Here is a 16,530-nt window from a genome sequence, read left to right as displayed (position 1 = left end):
ACATGCTCCTCACTACAGAGCCTTGGAGCGCGCGGAGCGTTTCCACAGCACAGCATAGAGGGCTGGCTTCGGCCTAGCGCGGTCCGTGCGCGCGAGCCAGCGCTCCAGGAAACCTTGCGCAATTGTTGCGAGAGTAGTCAGTATTAAATACCAAATACTTGCGACAATCAGCAACTCTATGGTCAGAAAGTTCATCGCATAGATCTGTTGCATAGACGTCAGCAACTCTTGCGCCGCGATCACTGAAACCAGCGACGTATTCTTCAACATCGAGATCAATTCGTTGCCGGTCGGGGGGATGATGGCGCGCAGCGCCTGCGGCAGAATGATGTACCGCAGGGCTTTGGAATGCGTGAGGCCAATTGACGCTGCAGCTTCACGCTGTCCCGAATCGACGGACAGCAATCCGCCACGGACAATTTCGGCCATGTAGGCCGCCTCATTGAGGCCAAGTGCAACAACAGCCGTAACCAGCGGAGTAATGAGCGAGTTTGTCGGGTAGGAGACGCCGATACTCGTCCAAGGAACCCCGATGAAGATGTTGGGGAACACCAGCGCGATATTGAACCAGAATATGATCTGGATCAGCGCCGGAGTGCCGCGAAAGATCCAGATATAGAATGCGCTGACCGCTTTCAGAAGTCCATTTGGAGAGATCGACATCGCCGCCAGCAATATGCCCCCGGCCGTGCCTATGGCCTGGGCTGCGACCGTAAGGAACAGCGTAAGCCACAGGCCGCTCACGATCTTCTCTGCCATGAAAAACTCGCTGACAGCTGACCACTCGATGTTGTCCGAAGTCGCAAAGGCGTAGGCGATGGAAACTCCAACGTTTAGGCAGATGGCCGCGGCAGCCCAGCGGCCGGGATAGCGCGGGAACTGCTGCGATCGGGAGCGCATGCGCGTTGGGCACAGACGGAGCGAAGGTCATTGCGCTTGCTTTACGCCTGCATTGACGGTGACCTTTGTCACGGCGCTATCGCCGGCCCCGTATTTGTCCAGAATTGCCTTGTAGGAGCCGTCGGCCACCATGTCGCCGAGCGCGGCGGCCATCGCTTCTGTCAGGGCCGGGTTTTGTTTCGATACGACGAATCCGTACAGGAATTTGGTTGGCTGGAGTTCGGGCAACACGACGCGGAAGGCCGCCTTGCCTTTCGCCGTGGTCGCTTCGTATCCGGCAACCACCGAATCAAGCAGATGCGCGTCGATGCGGCCGCTACGAACGGCCACCATCCCGGAACTGTCGTACGGAAAGACGTTCTGAGCGATTTCGGGCTTGCCTTCAGCCTTACAGCGAGCGGACAACTCTTCTGCAATTTTGGCTGTGGCGCTCCCCTTCACGGCGCCAACCCGCTTTCCGCACAGGTCGGTATTCTGGGTATAATTGATGCACCAATGGAATGTTGCCGACGAGCCGTCCGGCCTAGGGGGGAAGCTTTGAAGTGTGCGCACCTAGATGCGCGGCAATACAAGCTACGCCACTGCATGCAACTTCGCGCCACATGGCGTGGCGCCCGTCTCCTATCCCGGACTGGACCTTCCTGAAATGCTGCTGGATCCCGAAAGCTCGCTTTCTATCCGCTGGCGCTATCTGTCACGTTTGCCCCCTGGCGGCATGCCTTCCTACGAGCCGGAACAAAAAGGAGTTCGATCGAACTTCCCGCGCGCTTGTGTCGCTTGTTTCGGGGACCCGCGCTGGCTGGACGCCGCTATTTGACGGCGCTGAGACGCATTCGCTCTTGGTCCACGAAGGATGCCTTCACATTTATCTATCGGAGGCGGCGCGCAGCGCGTCAAAATCAACTCGGGTGCGGCTAACGTTTCTGAGATCCACGATTGTACCTTCCGTGTACCAAGATATGCCCCAAGGGGGAGGCCTAAAGCGTTGAACTCATTGATTTTTCTGGAGGAATCCAGAACTTTATGGTGCCCCATGCCGGAATCGAACCAGCACTCCTTTCGGAACTCGATTTTGAGTCGAGCGCGTCTACCAGTTCCGCCAATGGGGCACGGGACCTGTGACAACAGTCATCGCCGTTTACACGAAGCATTTCGGGTGGGTCAACCGGCAAATGCCCTTTCGCTTCATCACGATCACAAAACCGTGCAGAGATTTACAAAGATGGGGGGGCTGGTAAAAGCGGCTGATCTTCAAACCGGGACGCATTCATGCTTCGACGCCTTTATGACTGGACCATGTCGCTTGCAGCGCGCAAGTCGGCGGAGGCCTGGCTCGCCATCATCGCCTTCGTCGAGAGCTCGGTCTTTCTCATCCCCGCCGACGTGCTGTTCCTGCCGATGGGCCTCGCCCGACCTGAGCGGCTGTGGCGCTATGCGCTCGTGGCAACCGTAGCATCCGTCCTGGGTGGTATCGCCGGCTGGTATCTTGGCCACTATGCCTTCGAGGCGGTCGCCAAGCCGGTTCTCGCCTTCTATGGAAAGCTTCACGTTTTCGAGGAGATGCGCGCCTCCGTCGGCTATGAGACGCTGCTTTTGCTGCTGGTGACGTCCGGACTGGCGCACTTGCCGCCGATCAAGGTCGTCACCATCCTCTCCGGTGCCGCCAACATCAATCTCGGTCTCTTCATCGTGTCCGCGATACTGGCACGCGGCGCGCGGTTCTTCTTCCTCGCCTGGCTGCTTCGCCGCTATGGCGAGCCGATCCGGCATTTCATCGAAAAGCAGCTCGGCCTGATTGCCGGCATCGGCGCGGCCCTTCTGATCGCAATCTATGCCGCCTACCGCTACGTCGCCTGAGAAGGAACGCACACCTATGTCAACCGCGCTGCAAAACCGCAAAGCCGCCCTGCCCCACGCCCTGCTCCTGACCCTCGGCCTCGCCGCGACGGTCGGCAGTGCGCTGGGATTCGAGCACATCGGCGGATACATCCCCTGCGCGCTCTGCCTCCTCGAGCGACTGCCCTACTACTACGCCATTCCGGTCGCGGGGCTGGCAGCCCTTTCGGCCGCGCTCAATGGACCGGCATGGCTGACGCGGGGACTGCTTGTGATCGTCGGCATCATGATGCTGGTCGGCGCCGGCATGGGCGTCTATCACGCCGGTGCTGAGTGGGGCTTCTGGGAAGGGCCTTCGACCTGCGCGACATCGGCCCAGGGCGTGACCCAGAATGCGGGTGATCTGCTGGGCGATCTCGACGGAAAAATGCCCCCGTCCTGCACGGAGGCATCGCTGCGCGTACTGGGACTGTCCTTTGCCGGCTGGAACGTTATCGCGAGCCTCTTCTTCGCGGCGATCGCATTTGCCGGCGTGCGGGCGAGAAAGGTCTGAAGCGGAAGGCAACGCGCCAGGAAGGGGCCGGCGGAGGACCGGTCAGGGCTGCAGTTCGACATCCCAGTAGAGATAGTCCATCCAGCTTTCATGCAGGTAGTTCGGCGGGAAGAGTCGGCCGTTGTTGTGTAGGTCCTGCACGGTCGGTTGATAGGGGTTCTGGCTCGGGAACATGCCGGCCTGCTTCGGCAGCTTGCTTCCCTTCCGCAAATTGCAGGGCGAGCAGGCTGCGACCACGTTGCACCAGGTCGTTTCACCGCCATGGGCGCGCGGAACAACATGATCGAAGGTGAGATCGTCCGACGTGCCGCAATACTGGCATTCGAACTTGTCGCGCAGGAACACGTTGAAGCGGGTAAAAGCTGGATAGCGCGACGGTTGGACATAGGTCTTGAGGCAGACGACGCTCGGTAGGCGCATGGTGAAGCTCGGCGAGGAAACCGAGTGCTCGTATTCTGCGATGATGTTCACGCGATCAAGAAAGACGGCCTTGATCGCGTCCTGCCAGGACCAAAGCGACAAGGGATAGTAGCTCAGCGGCCGATAGTCAGCGTTCAAGACGAGCGCCGGCAGGGCCTGTGGTGAAACTGAAATCGTCAAGTGATTCTCCTGATCGATTCGGCATCTGCCCCTTTATATTAGGACCGTTGCTACAGCATTGTGAAGCCGGAAAGGAAAAGCGGATCACGCTTTTGCACGTTTGCAACCATCCGGCGCAAGCCTCACGCAAGCGGCGCGACCTCACGGCGCATTTCGCGCGCATAGTAGGCCCAGAAGAGGCGCGCTGACACGCCCCGCCAGGGTGACCAAACCTCGGCAATCTGGTCGAGTTCCGCCTGCGAGGGACGCACCGCCAGGCCGAGCGCATGCGCCACGGCGTTCTGCAGGGCAACGTCGCCGGAGGGAAAGATATCAGGATGCCCGGCGCAGAAGAGCAGATAGACCTCGGCCGTCCAGCGCCCTATGCCCTTGATCGCAGTCAGCGACCGGATCGCATCCGCAGCATCCATGTGGCAGATCGCATCCAGATCGACAGTGCCGCGGTCGACAGCCTCGGCGACGCGACGTAGCGTCTCGGCCTTGGCTCGCGAAAGCCCGGCCGCACGGCAATCGGCATCGGTCAGGCCGAGAACGTGGTGCGGTGTGATCTCTCCGGCGACTTCCTCGAGCCGCCGCCAGATGGCGTCGGCGCTGGCCCGTGACACCATCTGCGAAACGATGATGCCGGCCATCCCGCGATAGCCGGGATCGTGAAGGCGCAGCGGCACCGAACCGGCCTTGTCGATGACGGTAAAGAGGCGGGAATCGAGCAGCGCGAGGTCAACGAGACCGGCAGCGACGTCCGCCTGAGATCGGATCATGTGCAGTTGCATGGTGTTCCCGTGGCTGGGATCGGCCTCCCCGTCGGGCAGCACCTGTGGCCCCCGCGCCGGATTCGTGCAAGAAAACCTGATGGATTCGCCTTTGTCAAAGCAAGCCGTCTTTCGTTTCGCGCCGAGCCCCAACGGGCTTCTGCATCTCGGGCATGCTTATTCGGCGATCCTCAACCACAATCTCGCCATGGCAGCCGACGGGCGCTTTTTGCTGAGGATCGAGGATATCGATACGGTGCGTTGCCGGCCGGAGTTTGAAGGGGCGATCTACCGCGATCTGCATTGGCTCGGGCTCGAATGGGAACGACCGGTGCGGCGCCAGTCGGAGCATTTTCCCTTCTATCAACGGGCGCTCGACGAACTGATAGAACGCGCTCTCGCCTATCCCACCTTTCTCAGCCGCGGCGAGGTACGCGAGCGGGTGGCGACATTCGAGGCTTCGGGCGGAATCTGGCCACGCGATCCCGACGGCGCTCCCTGCTATCCGACGGAGGAGCGCCGGCTCGACCCCGCGCTTGCGCTCAACTGGATTGCCGAAGGACGCCAACATGCCTGGCGACTGGACATGGACGCTGCAATCGAAGCGGCAAAAGTCAAACTGGACGGCCGCAGCCTCGAATGGAGTGAAGCAGGGATGGGGCCGGACGGCGAGACCGGTCTGGTGTCGGCGCAGCCGGAACGCTGGGGCGACGTCATCCTGTCGCGACCGGATTCGCCCTCGAGCTATCATCTCTCGGTGACGCTGGACGACGCGGCCCAGGCCGTGACGCACATCGTGCGCGGGCAGGATCTGTTTCACGCCACCTCGGTCCATCGCCTGCTACAGGTGCTGCTCGACCTGCCGCAGCCGCTGTACCGCCATCACGGGCTGGTGCGGGGCGCCGAGGGCAGGAAGCTTTCCAAGAGCAACATGGATACGGGGATTGCTGCTTATCGGGACAAGGGCCTGCTACCGGCGGACCTCCGCGCCCTGTTCGCGCGCGATTGCCTCGTCCTCGATTGAGGCGGGCGTTTCGGCTGGCAGCTTACGACCTCGCAGCCGGTCGAGGATCAGCCGCTTGACCCGGTATTTCATCAGTGCCGCGTTGATCTCCGCGCCGAGTATGAAGATCACGCCGATGATGTAGAGGAAAACCAGCGCGATCATGATCGAGGCCAGCCCGGCGTAGGTCTTCACATAGGTCGAAAAGGCAGCGAGGTAGGAGGCGAACAGATAGGCGCCGATACTCCACGCCACCAGCGTCAGAATGATTCCCGGAAGCACGTCGGAAATGCGCCGATGACCGGCCGGAAGCCACAGGTGCGCGATCAGCAACCCCACAAACAGCACGATCAGCGTGCCAAAGATGCCCCACTCGAGAACCAGTGAGTAGACATAGCCGAGCCATGGCATCCACTGGTCAGTCGCGCGCACGGCAAGGGGGGCCGCCACAAGCACAATACTGATGGCGGCAAGCGCGACCACGCCCAAAATGACAAAGCCGAGACTGGTAAGCCGGGTGACATACCACCAGCGCGTTTCGGCAACGCGATAGGCGCGATTGAGGGACGCCCGCAACGCCTCCACGCCGTTTGAGGCGAAATAGGCAGCGGCGAGCACCGAAATGGTCGCAAGCCCGCCGCGCGGGATCGTCAATACCGCCACCACCTCGCGCGAGATCGGGGCGGCGATCGATTCCGGCCAGGTGTCGAAGATCAGGTGGACGGCGGTATCGGCGAACTGGTCCGCGCCCAGGAAGGAGCCGAGGGCGGTACCGAAAATCAGGAAGGGAAAGACCGCAAGCAGCGTCGACAGCGCCACGTGGCTTGCCATTGCCCAGCCGTCGTCCAGGGTGAAGTGCCAGATCGCGTCGTAGACGACCTTGTAGAGGAGGCGTAGAGCGGTCGGCATTTTCCGTCCCCGTTCGTGGGCAACCTCTTCTGCGAGGCTTGTACATTCGGCGCGATTGTCAGCGCCCCGTGAATATGGGAAACGAAACTGAATTTGTACAGGAAATGCGCATGTCGGACCTCATTTCCACGACGAGAACGATCATCGTCACCGGCTGCTCCTCCGGTATCGGCGCCTATTGTGCCAGGGCCTTGAAAGTCGACGGCTGGCGGGTGTTCGCCACGGTCCGAAAAGAGACTGATCTCGCCCCGCTGGAGGCGGATGGCATCGAGGCCCTGCTGATGGACTACACCGAGCCAGGGTCCATCGCAGCACTTGCCGATACGGTCCTGGAGCGCACCGGAGGCCGGCTCGACGCGCTGTTCAACAACGGCGCCTATGGGCAGGCGGGCGCTGTCGAAGACCTGCCCGTCGAAGCGCTGCGACAGCAGTTCGAGACCAACGTCTTTGGCTGGCACGACCTGACCCGACGTGTCATTCCGGCCATGCGCCGTCAGGGCCACGGCCGGATCGTGCAATGCTCCTCCATCCTCGGCATTGTCCCCTATCGCTGGCGTGGTGCCTACAACGCCTCGAAGTTCGCTCTTGAGGGCCTGTCGCTGACGCTGCGCATGGAGCTTGCCGGTTCTGGTGTCCACGTAAGCCTGATCGAACCCGGCCCGATTGTTTCGCGTTTTATGAAAAACTCCATCCCGCACATCGAAAAGCACATCGACCTTGAGCATTCGGTGCATGCAGAAGAATATCGCCGGCAGATGCGTCGGTTGCGCGGCGAGAGCAGGCCGGCGCCCGGCAAGCTCGGACCGGATGCGGTCTATCATGTTCTCAAGCATGCGCTGAACTCCGGAGCGCCGCGGCCGCATTACATCGTGACATCGCCGGCGAAAAAGGGCGCGCTCCTCAAGAAGCTGCTACCGGCGTCCCTCTTCTATCGCATCATCGGCCGATTGGGATAACGCCGCCTTCGGCTGGATCGGCAGGCATCGCCGCTTTTCCACGCCCTCCCGGGCGCGGCCTTCTTACTAACACTTTGAATCTACGCATCATCCGTTCCGGATTTCAATTCCGCTTCGCGCGCGAATGCGTTAGTGTAGATAGACACCCTAACGGGAACAGAACGAACAACGGATTGCGAACATGTCTACCATCCTCACCTACATATCGCTTGTCGTCATGGGTCTTGTCGCAATCGTACTGATCCGCGGCCTGATCAACCTGGCCAAGGGTGGCAGCGGAAACAAGTCCAACCAGTTGATGCAAATGCGCATCGTCTTGCAGGCGGTCGCCATTGTGCTCATCATGCTGACGCTTTGGTTCGCCGGCGGCGGACGACCTGCATGAGAACGCGATAACGATGGTCAAGCTGAACAAGATCTATACTCGCACCGGCGACAACGGCACGACCGGGCTCGTCGCCGGTCCGCGCCGAAAGAAAAACGATGTGCGCGTCGCAGCCTATGGCGATATCGACGAGGTTAACTCCCTGATCGGACAGGCACGACAGCATACTTCGGTGCATCCTGACCTCGATCAGATGCTGATGCGGATTCAGAACGACCTGTTTGACCTCGGCGCCGACCTTGCAACGCCCGACACGGGGGAAAAGCCGAAATACGAGCCGCTGCGCGTCGTCCAGGCACAGGTGGACCGGCTGGAGACCGAGATCGACATGCTGAACGCCGACCTCGCACCGTTGCGATCCTTCGTGCTGCCAGGCGGGACGGCGGCAGCGGCGGCGCTCCATGTCGCCCGTGCGGCGTCACGCCGGGCTGAGCGCTGCGTGGTAGAACTCGCCGCAATCGAGGGAGAAGCGGTGTCGAAGGAGGCTGCCGCCTACATAAACCGGTTGTCGGATTTTCTCTTCGTTGCGGCCCGGTGGGCGAATGACAAGGGCGCCCTGGACGTTCTCTGGGTTCCAGGAAAGAACAGGTAGTCGCAAACGCAACCCGGACGGGCGTTCATGTTCATACCGCTGCACGATGCGAATTCTCTGAAATACATCAAGGTCCAGTACGTTACGATCGGCCTGATCATCGTCAATGTCGCCGTCTGGCTCATAACCGGGATGATAGCGAGCCAGACCTTCTCCGACGAAACCGTGGTCGGGCTCGGATACATCCCGGCCGTCGTGTTCGACTATGCCGAACTCGAGCCTGGCCTCGTGCTCGTACCGGAAAATTACACCTACATCACCTATTCGTTCATTCACACCGACTTCGTGCACCTCGCAACGAACATGCTGTTCCTCTGGGTGTTCGGCGACAATGTGGAAGACGCGCTGGGGCACCTCCGGTTTCTGATCTTCTATCTCGCCTGCGCCGCTGCCGGAGCTTTTCTTCACGGCATAGCGCAACCCGCATCCGAGGCACCCTTGATCGGCGCGTCCGGGGCAGTCTCGGGCGTGGTTGCGGCTTATCTGCTGCTGCATCCGAAGGTGCGCGTTTGGGTACTCGTGTTCTTTCGAATCCCGCTGCCGCTGCCCGCCGCCGTGCCGCTTCTCCTCTGGGTCGCTCAGCAGTTCTACATGCTGGCCGTGGAACCGGACGGCGGCGTTTCCTGGGGCGCCCATGTCGGCGGCATACTCGCTGGAGCAGTCCTCCTGCTCATCCTGCGGCGCCGTGACGTGCCACTTTTCGATCGTACTGTCGTGACACCCAAAGCAGTGCGACATAAGGAAGCAATCCCGACGGAGCAGGCCGATCGCCCGGCAGCCTCCTCTGCCCCGCCCATCCATTGGGGTCGGTGACTACCAGGCATACACAATTTTATTTACGTTTACGTTCACGTAAGCTATGTACAGATGTTTCCGCGCGGAACGCCTGTCGGAACATTGAATTTGAGGAAAAAACGCGTATCGATGTCGCCAACCGACAATCGGGAGGCGCTCGGGTGGCGCATTTTCCCATGCGGGCATTGGAAGGAGAACCTATGAAGATCTTGGTCCCCGTAAAGCGGGTCGTCGACTACAACGTGAAGATCCGGGTGAAGCCGGATGGCACGGGTGTCGAGCTCGCGAATGTGAAGATGTCGATGAACCCGTTCGACGAGATCTCCGTCGAAGAGGCGCTGCGGCTGAAGGAGGCCGGCAAGGCAGACGAAGTGGTGGTCGTGTCGATCGGCCCGGCGAAGGCCGAGGAGACGCTGCGCACCGCGCTTGCCATGGGTGCCGACCGGGCGATCCTGGTCGAGACTGACGACGCGGTCGAGCCGCTGGCGGTGGCGAAGATCCTGAAGGGCGTCGCCGAGGCCGAGCAGCCCGGCCTGATCATCGTCGGCAAGCAGGCGATCGACGACGATTCTAACCAGACCGGCCAGATGCTGTCGGCGCTGTTGGGCTGGGCCCAGGGCACCTTTGCCTCGAAGGTCGAGATCGGCGACGGCTCGGCGAAGGTCACCCGCGAGGTCGACGGCGGCCTGCAGACGATCGAGATCAAGCTGCCGGCGGTGGTCACCACCGACCTGCGCCTGAACGAGCCGCGCTATGCCTCGCTGCCGAACATCATGAAGGCGAAGAAGAAGCCGCTCGACAAGAAGAGCCCGGCCGATTTTGCCGTCTCCACCGCCGCGCGGCTGAAGGTGCTGAAGACCGAGGAGCCGGAAGGCCGCAAGGCCGGCGTCAAGGTCAAGAGCGTGGCCGAGCTGGTCGAAAAGCTGAAAACCGAAGCCGGCGTGCTTTGACACCCTCCGTCATCCCGGCCCTGAGCCGGGATCCAGCCGCGCCGCGTCGGCGGCGCGATTGACACCTTGGCGCGCAAGGACTTTCGCGCGCTGGATGCCGGATCAAGTCCGGCATGACGGGATGAACAAGATTGTCGCGCGCTGGGCCGAAGGGACCGTTGAGCGCAAATAGATAGGGAGATTTTCACCATGGCCATTCTTCTTCTGGCTGACCACGACAATGCCAACCTTTCCGATCAGACCGCCAAGGCGCTGACGGCGGCAACCAAGTTTGGCGGCGACGTGCATGTGCTCATCGCCGGTTCCGGTGCCAAGGCGGCGGCCGAGCAGGCGGCGAAGCTCTCGGGCGTTGCCAAGGTGCTGCTCGCCGACGACGCCTCGCTCGCCAACAACCTGGCCGAGCCGCTGGCCGCGACGATCGTCGCCCTCGCCGGTGCCTACGACACGATCCTTGCCGCCGCCACCTCGGTCGGCAAGAACGTCTTGCCGCGCGTCGCAGCCCTGCTCGACGTCGCCCAGGTCTCGGAGATCATCGAAGTGGTTTCCCCCGACACCTTCAAGCGGCCGATCTATGCCGGCAATGCCATCCAGACGGTGCAGACGAGCGACGCCAAGAAGGTGATCACCGTGCGCACCGCCTCGTTCGCCGCCGCGTCCGAAGGCGGCAATGCCGCCATCGAGACGGTTGCCACCGGCGCCAACCCGGGTTTGTCGAGCTTCGTCGGTGACGCGCTGTCGTCGTCGGACCGTCCCGAGCTGACCTCGGCGAAGGTCATCATCTCCGGCGGACGGGCGCTCGGCTCGGCGGAGAAGTTCAAGGAAGTGATCCTGCCGGTCGCCGACAAGCTCGGCGCCGCCGTCGGCGCCAGCCGCGCCGCCGTCGACGCCGGCTACGCGCCGAACGACTGGCAGGTCGGCCAGACCGGCAAGGTCGTCGCCCCGCAGCTCTACATCGCCTGCGGCATCTCCGGTGCCATCCAGCACCTTGCCGGCATGAAGGATAGCAAGGTCATCGTCGCCATCAACAAGGACGAGGAGGCGCCGATCTTCCAGGTCGCCGACTACGGCCTCGTCGCCGACCTCTTCGACGCCCTGCCGGAGCTCGAAAAAGCACTCTGAGCGCGATCCGGCACGCGGTACGCGACGAATAATCGCTGGAAAAATACGCCGCACCCCTTTATCACTGCACCGGGCCGACAAATTCGGCCCGGTTTTCTTTTTTTTGACCCGCGGCCACTTCGGCCGAGGGTCGGGGCCTCTTCATTCATTCGGTGAGCAGAACAATGAGCACGATCAGGAACGTCGGTATCGTCGGAGCAGGCCAGATGGGTTGCGGGATCGCCCATGTCTGCGCCATCGCCGGCTACAAGGTCCATATCTACGATCTCTCGGCCGAACGGATTGAGACCGGCCTCGCCACCATCCATGGCAATCTCGCCCGCCAAGTCGCTTCCGGCAAGATGACGGACGAGGATCGCAAGAACGCGCTGTCGCACATCAAAGGCTCGACCGACATCAACGACCTGTCCCAGGCCGACCTTGTCATCGAGGCGGCGACAGAGGACGAAACGGTCAAGCGCAAGATCTACGGACAGGTCTGTCCTGTCCTGAAGCCCGACGCAATCCTAGCGACCAACACCTCTTCGCTGTCGATCACGCGCCTGGCTTCGGCCACCGACCGCGCCGAACGCTTTATGGGTATCCACTTTATGAACCCGGTGCCGGTGATGAAGCTGGTCGAGCTCGTGCGCGGCATCGCCACCGAGGAAAAAACCTTTGCCGCCGCCAAGGAGTTTGTCGCGACTCTCGACAAAACTGTAACGGTCGCAGAAGATTTTCCCGCCTTCATCGTCAACCGCATCCTTCTGCCGATGATCAACGAGGCAATCTACACGCTCTACGAGGGCGTCGGCACTGTGGACGCGATCGATACGGCGATGAAGCTCGGCGCCAACCACCCGATGGGACCGCTGCAACTGGCCGACTTCATCGGTCTCGATACTTGCCTATCCATCATGCAGGTCCTTTATGAGGGCCTGGCGGACTCGAAATATCGCCCCTGCCCGCTGCTGGTGAAGTACGTCGAGGCCGGCTGGCTCGGCCGCAAGTCCGGACGCGGTTTCTACGACTATCGCGGCGAAGTCCCCGTCCCGACCCGCTGAGCAGCACCGCCGGTCTCTGTTAGCACGCCGCTGGCCGATCGCGGCCATACGGCCACGGCTTCACCCAAAGACGTCTTCGGGCAGCTTGTGGTACAGTTGATCGAACTGTGGGGAGACATTGTGTTTCCATCGCAGCTATCGCTGCAAATCCGCGACGGTCAGACGGCATCGCCCGATGATTACCGTCTGCAAATTTTCTGCTGAACTCCGCCGAGTAAGACTAATTTTTTCCTGAGCAGACTTTGATTGGTCCGCCGTGCCTCGGATTGCGCTCGGCCGGCCATTATTGTCCGGGCAGAAATAACAGCCTGCCTTCCGGGAGACACAAATCACATGAAGCGCCTATTCCTTATCGGTGCCGCCATCGCGGCACTGGCAGCCCCCCTTTCGGCCAATGCTGCCGACAAACTCCTGAACGCGTCCTATGACGTTGCTCGTGAGCTCTTTGCCGCTGAGAATGAAGCCTTCATCAGCCAACACCCGGGCGTTACCGTCGATCAATCGCATGGCGGCACCTCCAAGCAAGCACGTGCGATCGTAGAGGGACTGGAAGCCGACGTCGTGACGTTCAACCAGGTGACGGACATCGACTTCCTCGTGAAGAACGGCTTCGTCGCGGAGGACTGGCAGAAAAAGTTCCCGAACAATGCCTCGCCCTTCTATTCCTTCCCCTCCTTCCTTGTTCGCGCCGGCAATCCGAAGGGTATCAAGGACTGGAACGACCTTGCCCGCGACGACGTGAAGGTGATTTTCCCGAACCCGAAGACCTCCGGCAATGCGCGCTACACCTACCTAGCTGCAACCGCTTACGCGAAGGAACAGTTCGAAGGCGACGAGGCGAAGGTGAAGGAGTTTGTCACCAAGATCTTTGACAACGTCCCGGTCTTCGACACCGGGGGGCGCGCCGCCACGACCACCTTCGTCGAGCGGGAAATCGGCGACGTAATCATCACCTTCGAGGCAGAAACCAAAGCGATCGCCAAGCAATACGGCACCGACAAGTTCGAACAGGTCGTTCCCTCTGTCAGCCTGCTCGCGGAGTTCCCGGTCGCCGTCGTCGACAAGGTCGCCGAAAAGCATGGCAGCCAGGAACTGTCGAAGTCCTACCTCGACTTTCTCTACGCGCCGGAAGGCCAGAAGATCGCCGCCGAATTTGGCCATCGCGTCCATGACGAGAAGGTCGCGGCCGAATTCAAGGACCAGTTCCCGGATATTCGCCTCGTTAAGGTCGAAGACGTCTTCGGCGGCTGGGGTCAGGTTTCCAAGGAGCATTTCGCCGAAGGTGGGATCCTTGACGGTATCTATGGCAACCGCTGAAGCACACGAAGAAACAGCAATGGGCAGGCGGGCGAAAAATCCCGCCGGTCTTCTTGCTGCGAAAAAGACAAATATCGTGAAACGGCGCGTACTGCCGGGTCTCCCCCTGTCTCTCGGGATTACGCTGGTCTATGCCGCGATCATCATCGTGCTGCCGCTGGCAGCCCTGGTGTTCAAGGCGGCAAGCCTCGGCCCGGCCGACTATTGGCGCATTGTCTCCTCCGATCGTGCGGTCGCAAGCTACCTCGTGACCGTTTCCTGCGCGCTTGCGGCAACGATCTTCAATCTCTTCTTCGGGCTCGCGCTCGCCTGGACGCTGGTGCGCTACCGCTTCCCCGGCCGGCGCATTATTGATGCGCTGGTCGATCTGCCCTTTGCCTTGCCGACCGCCGTCGCCGGTATTTCCTTGACGACGCTCTTTGCCACGAATGGCTGGTTCGGTGCGCCGCTGTCGACGCTCGGCATCAAGGTGGCCTACACACCGCTCGGCATCATGATCGCCATGGCCTTCACCAGCCTGCCCTTCATCGTGCGCACCGTGCAGCCGGTGCTGGAGGAACTCGATCCGGCGCTCGAGGAGGCCGGCCAAACACTTGGCGGCAGCGACCTGTCGATTTTTATGCGCGTCGTGTTGCCGCTGCTGACGCCGGCACTGCTGGCCGGTGTATCCCTGTCCTTCGCCCGCAGCCTCGGCGAATTCGGCGCGATCATCTTCATCGCCGGCAACCAGCCTTTCTCGACGGAGATCACAGCACTCCTCGCCTTCATTCGGCTCGAGGAATACGACTATCCGGCTTCCGCCGCGATCGCCTCGGTCATGCTGATTGCCGCATTCCTGATGCTCGCCGTCACCAACCTCATGCAGGCGCGCGCCCTCCGCTACACGGTAAGAAACTGATCCGATGAGACCGCATTTTTCCGGCCGCCGTCCACCCCGCATCGGCGATGCTCCCCGCTTCCGGCGCACCCTGCTTGCGGTGGTGCTGTTCTTCGTCGCCATCATCATCGTGGCGCCGCTAATGGTGATCGGCGTGCAGGCCTTCTCCAAGGGCTTGCCCTACTTCGCCGCCGCCATCGCCGAGCCGGACACGCTGCACGCGATCATGCTGACCGTGCTGACGGCACTGATTGCGGTTCCCATCAATACCGCATTCGGCATCGCCGCTGCGTGGGCGATCACCAAGCATGATTTCATCGGCAAGCGACTTCTGACGATCGTCATCGAGATCCCGTTCTCCGTCTCGCCGATCGTCGCGGGCGTCTCCTATCTCTTCGTCTACGGCCTGCAGGGCCTGTTCGGTCCGGTATTGGAAACGGCAGAGATCAAGATCATGTTCGCCCTGCCCGGCATCGTGCTGGCCAGCATGTTCGTCACAGCCCCTTTCGTCGCGCGTGAGTTGATCCCGCTCATGCAGGCGCAGGGGCGCGATCTTGAAGAAGCAGCAACATCGCTTGGGGCAAGCGCATGGCGCACCTTCTTCTCGGTGACGTTGCCGAACATCAAATGGGCACTGCTCTATGGCGTCGTGCTCTGCAATTCGCGCGTGATGGGCGAATTCGGCGCGGTCTCGGTCGTCTCCGGCAACATTCGCGGCCAGACCAACACGCTGCCGCTGCACATCGAACTGCTCTATCACGACTACGATGCCGTCGGCGCCTTCGCTGCAGCCTCGATCCTCGCGACGCTGGCGCTCGTCACGCTGGTCGTGAAAGTGCTTCTGGAACGACAAGGTGCAGGACGCCGCTCGCGCCCGGCAACGCTTGCCGGCAATGATACAATTTCGGAGGTCAAGCCTTGAAAATCCGTCTCGACAACGTCGTCAAGACCTTCGACACCTTCCGTGCCGTCCATGGCGTGTCGCTCGATATCGGCAGTGGCGAACTGGTGGCCCTGCTCGGCCCCTCCGGCTCCGGCAAGACGACGATCCTGCGCATGGTCGCCGGCCTCGAATATGCCGATGACGGCCACATCTACTTCGGCAACGATGACGCGACAGACATTCCGGTACGCGACCGCGGCGTCGGCTTCGTCTTCCAGCATTATGCGCTGTTCCCGCACATGACCGTGGCCGAAAACATCGCCTTCGGCATGAAAGTGTCCAAGGTGAAGCGCTCGGCCGAGGCGATCCGCGAGCGGGTCGAGGAACTGCTGGCACTGGTGCAACTCTCCGGTCTCGGCGACCGCTTCCCCGGCCAGATTTCCGGCGGTCAGCGCCAGCGCGTGGCGCTCGCCCGCGCGCTTGCCGTCGATCCGCGCGTACTGCTGCTCGACGAGCCGTTCGGCGCCCTCGACGCCAATGTCCGTCGCGACCTTCGCCGCTGGCTGCGCAAGATCCACGACGAACTCGGCATCACAACGCTGTTCGTCACCCACGACCAGGAAGAGGCGCTCGATCTCGCCGATCGGGTCGTCATCCTCGATAAGGGCAATATCGTGCAGGAGGGAACGCCCGAGGCGGTCTGCCGCAGCCCGGAGAACGCTTTCGTGATGAAATTCCTCGGTGACGCCAACGCCCTGCCGGCGACCGTGCGCGACGGCAAGGCCTTTGTGCAGGACGTGCCTTTCGACGCACCGGATCTACTGGACGGTCCGGCCGACCTGCTCTTCCGCCCGGCTGATGTCGCCTGGCGCGAGGATGGACAAGGCGTGCCCGCACAAATCGTGCGCGTTCTCGACCGGCCGGATTCGCGCCGCGTCCTCGCAAAGACCACCGGCGGCCAGTCGATCGAGTTCGACACCGCACCCGAGTTTCCGCACAAGAAAGGCGAGCGGGGTTTTCTCGATATCCGCCGACCGCGCGTCTACGCGGCCGGCTGAAT

Annotated in this window: 19 protein-coding genes and 1 tRNA gene; 14 read left to right on the top strand and 6 right to left on the bottom strand. The window is 61.7% G+C overall.

Translation table 11 applies throughout. The features are described from left to right. Nucleotides 1-12: 12 nt before the first annotated feature. The 3 genes from IB238_RS20155 to IB238_RS20145 all read right to left on the bottom strand — a co-directional run bounded on the left by IB238_RS20155 (nt 13) and on the right by IB238_RS20145 (nt 2,009). Nucleotides 13-759, bottom strand: coding sequence for an amino acid ABC transporter permease (locus tag IB238_RS20155; RefSeq protein ID WP_192251146.1), 747 nt, complete (start codon nt 757-759; stop codon nt 13-15). A 168-nt stretch (nt 760-927) separates the two neighbouring features. After that, nucleotides 928-1,452 (bottom strand): transporter substrate-binding domain-containing protein, encoded by a 525-nt coding sequence (locus IB238_RS20150; RefSeq protein ID WP_348648273.1) that lies wholly within the window; start codon nt 1,450-1,452, stop codon nt 928-930. A gap of 472 nt (nt 1,453-1,924) precedes the next feature. Beyond that, a tRNA-Leu gene (locus IB238_RS20145) sits at nt 1,925-2,009 on the bottom strand. A 160-nt stretch (nt 2,010-2,169) separates the two neighbouring features. On the opposite strand from IB238_RS20145, the gene IB238_RS20140 reads away from it, so the two are divergent. Together IB238_RS20140 and IB238_RS20135 are read left to right on the top strand one after the other, a co-directional pair. Next, nucleotides 2,170-2,757 carry a YqaA family protein gene (locus tag IB238_RS20140; RefSeq protein ID WP_192251140.1) on the top strand — a complete coding sequence of 196 codons (588 nt, stop codon included), beginning with the start codon at nt 2,170-2,172 and terminating at the stop codon, nt 2,755-2,757. 16 nt (nt 2,758-2,773) lie between these two features. Further along, nucleotides 2,774-3,289, top strand: coding sequence for a disulfide bond formation protein B (locus IB238_RS20135; RefSeq protein ID WP_192251137.1), 516 nt, complete (start codon nt 2,774-2,776; stop codon nt 3,287-3,289). Nucleotides 3,290-3,331: 42 nt separating this feature from the next. Here IB238_RS20135 and IB238_RS20130 read toward each other — a convergent pair whose 3' ends face one another. Both IB238_RS20130 and IB238_RS20125 read right to left on the bottom strand, forming a co-directional pair. After that, nucleotides 3,332-3,889, bottom strand: coding sequence for an HNH endonuclease (locus IB238_RS20130; protein WP_192251134.1), 558 nt, complete (start codon nt 3,887-3,889; stop codon nt 3,332-3,334). Between the two features lie 122 nt (nt 3,890-4,011). After that, on the bottom strand, nt 4,012-4,656 hold the full coding sequence (locus IB238_RS20125; RefSeq protein WP_192251364.1) for a DNA-3-methyladenine glycosylase: 645 nt from the start codon (nt 4,654-4,656) through the stop codon (nt 4,012-4,014). Between the two features lie 85 nt (nt 4,657-4,741). Here IB238_RS20125 and gluQRS point away from each other — a divergent pair, with 85 nt between their 5' ends. After that, nucleotides 4,742-5,665 (top strand): tRNA glutamyl-Q(34) synthetase GluQRS, encoded by a 924-nt coding sequence (gluQRS, locus tag IB238_RS20120; RefSeq protein ID WP_192251131.1) that lies wholly within the window; start codon nt 4,742-4,744, stop codon nt 5,663-5,665. Here the strand turns inward: gluQRS and IB238_RS20115 are convergent. Beyond that, a complete protein-coding gene (locus tag IB238_RS20115; protein ID WP_192251129.1) occupies nt 5,612-6,553 on the bottom strand; it encodes a YihY/virulence factor BrkB family protein in 942 nt (313 codons plus the stop codon). The two genes, gluQRS and IB238_RS20115, sit on opposite strands and share 54 nt — an antisense overlap. A gap of 122 nt (nt 6,554-6,675) precedes the next feature. Here IB238_RS20115 and IB238_RS20110 point away from each other — a divergent pair, with 122 nt between their 5' ends. From IB238_RS20110 to IB238_RS20060, 11 genes are all read left to right on the top strand, one after another. After that, a complete protein-coding gene (locus tag IB238_RS20110) occupies nt 6,676-7,509 on the top strand; it encodes an SDR family oxidoreductase (RefSeq protein WP_192251361.1) in 834 nt (277 codons plus the stop codon). A 181-nt stretch (nt 7,510-7,690) separates the two neighbouring features. Then, nucleotides 7,691-7,894, top strand: coding sequence for a twin transmembrane helix small protein (locus tag IB238_RS20105; RefSeq protein WP_192251127.1), 204 nt, complete (start codon nt 7,691-7,693; stop codon nt 7,892-7,894). A gap of 13 nt (nt 7,895-7,907) precedes the next feature. Further along, nucleotides 7,908-8,486 carry a cob(I)yrinic acid a,c-diamide adenosyltransferase gene (locus tag IB238_RS20100; RefSeq protein WP_192251125.1) on the top strand — a complete coding sequence of 193 codons (579 nt, stop codon included), beginning with the start codon at nt 7,908-7,910 and terminating at the stop codon, nt 8,484-8,486. A gap of 27 nt (nt 8,487-8,513) precedes the next feature. Next, nucleotides 8,514-9,299 (top strand): rhomboid family intramembrane serine protease, encoded by a 786-nt coding sequence (locus tag IB238_RS20095; protein ID WP_192251123.1) that lies wholly within the window; start codon nt 8,514-8,516, stop codon nt 9,297-9,299. Nucleotides 9,300-9,481: 182 nt separating this feature from the next. Beyond that, nucleotides 9,482-10,231, top strand: a complete 750-nt coding sequence (locus tag IB238_RS20090; protein ID WP_192251121.1) for an electron transfer flavoprotein subunit beta/FixA family protein — start codon at nt 9,482-9,484, stop codon at nt 10,229-10,231. A 189-nt stretch (nt 10,232-10,420) separates the two neighbouring features. Continuing rightward, on the top strand, nt 10,421-11,350 hold the full coding sequence (locus IB238_RS20085; RefSeq protein ID WP_192251119.1) for an electron transfer flavoprotein subunit alpha/FixB family protein: 930 nt from the start codon (nt 10,421-10,423) through the stop codon (nt 11,348-11,350). A gap of 164 nt (nt 11,351-11,514) precedes the next feature. Next, nucleotides 11,515-12,393 (top strand): 3-hydroxybutyryl-CoA dehydrogenase, encoded by an 879-nt coding sequence (locus tag IB238_RS20080; RefSeq protein ID WP_192251117.1) that lies wholly within the window; start codon nt 11,515-11,517, stop codon nt 12,391-12,393. A gap of 333 nt (nt 12,394-12,726) precedes the next feature. Next, nucleotides 12,727-13,710 carry a thiosulfate ABC transporter substrate-binding protein CysP gene (gene cysP / locus IB238_RS20075; RefSeq protein ID WP_192251115.1) on the top strand — a complete coding sequence of 328 codons (984 nt, stop codon included), beginning with the start codon at nt 12,727-12,729 and terminating at the stop codon, nt 13,708-13,710. A 76-nt stretch (nt 13,711-13,786) separates the two neighbouring features. Beyond that, nucleotides 13,787-14,608, top strand: a complete 822-nt coding sequence (gene cysT / locus IB238_RS20070) for a sulfate ABC transporter permease subunit CysT (protein WP_348648272.1) — start codon at nt 13,787-13,789, stop codon at nt 14,606-14,608. 4 nt (nt 14,609-14,612) lie between these two features. Further along, nucleotides 14,613-15,509, top strand: coding sequence for a sulfate ABC transporter permease subunit CysW (gene cysW / locus IB238_RS20065; protein ID WP_192251113.1), 897 nt, complete (start codon nt 14,613-14,615; stop codon nt 15,507-15,509). Next, nucleotides 15,506-16,528, top strand: a complete 1,023-nt coding sequence (locus IB238_RS20060) for a sulfate/molybdate ABC transporter ATP-binding protein (protein ID WP_192251110.1) — start codon at nt 15,506-15,508, stop codon at nt 16,526-16,528. The genes cysW and IB238_RS20060 overlap by 4 nt, the downstream gene beginning before the upstream one ends. The last annotated feature ends 2 nt before the right edge of the window (nt 16,529-16,530 follow it).

It is taken from the genome of Rhizobium sp. ARZ01, assembly GCF_014851675.1.
Classification (GTDB): Bacteria; Pseudomonadota; Alphaproteobacteria; order Rhizobiales; family Rhizobiaceae; genus Mycoplana.
The sequence above is the reverse complement of the archived record's forward strand: the minus strand, read 5'-3'. Positions and strand labels throughout refer to the sequence as shown.

Coding starts and splice junctions, on each gene's coding strand:
- IB238_RS20140 (WP_192251140.1), top strand. CDS start 2,170: ATGCTTCGACGCCTTTATGACTGGACCATGTCGCTTGCAGCGCGCAAG.
- IB238_RS20100 (WP_192251125.1), top strand. CDS start 7,908: ATGGTCAAGCTGAACAAGATCTATACTCGCACCGGCGACAACGGCACG.
- IB238_RS20115 (WP_192251129.1), bottom strand. CDS start 6,553: ATGCCGACCGCTCTACGCCTCCTCTACAAGGTCGTCTACGACGCGATC.
- IB238_RS20105 (WP_192251127.1), top strand. CDS start 7,691: ATGTCTACCATCCTCACCTACATATCGCTTGTCGTCATGGGTCTTGTC.
- cysW (WP_192251113.1), top strand. CDS start 14,613: ATGAGACCGCATTTTTCCGGCCGCCGTCCACCCCGCATCGGCGATGCT.
- IB238_RS20085 (WP_192251119.1), top strand. CDS start 10,421: ATGGCCATTCTTCTTCTGGCTGACCACGACAATGCCAACCTTTCCGAT.
- IB238_RS20090 (WP_192251121.1), top strand. CDS start 9,482: ATGAAGATCTTGGTCCCCGTAAAGCGGGTCGTCGACTACAACGTGAAG.
- gluQRS (WP_192251131.1), top strand. CDS start 4,742: ATGGATTCGCCTTTGTCAAAGCAAGCCGTCTTTCGTTTCGCGCCGAGC.
- IB238_RS20155 (WP_192251146.1), bottom strand. CDS start 759: ATGGCAGAGAAGATCGTGAGCGGCCTGTGGCTTACGCTGTTCCTTACG.
- cysP (WP_192251115.1), top strand. CDS start 12,727: ATGAAGCGCCTATTCCTTATCGGTGCCGCCATCGCGGCACTGGCAGCC.
- IB238_RS20080 (WP_192251117.1), top strand. CDS start 11,515: ATGAGCACGATCAGGAACGTCGGTATCGTCGGAGCAGGCCAGATGGGT.
- IB238_RS20135 (WP_192251137.1), top strand. CDS start 2,774: ATGTCAACCGCGCTGCAAAACCGCAAAGCCGCCCTGCCCCACGCCCTG.
- IB238_RS20095 (WP_192251123.1), top strand. CDS start 8,514: ATGTTCATACCGCTGCACGATGCGAATTCTCTGAAATACATCAAGGTC.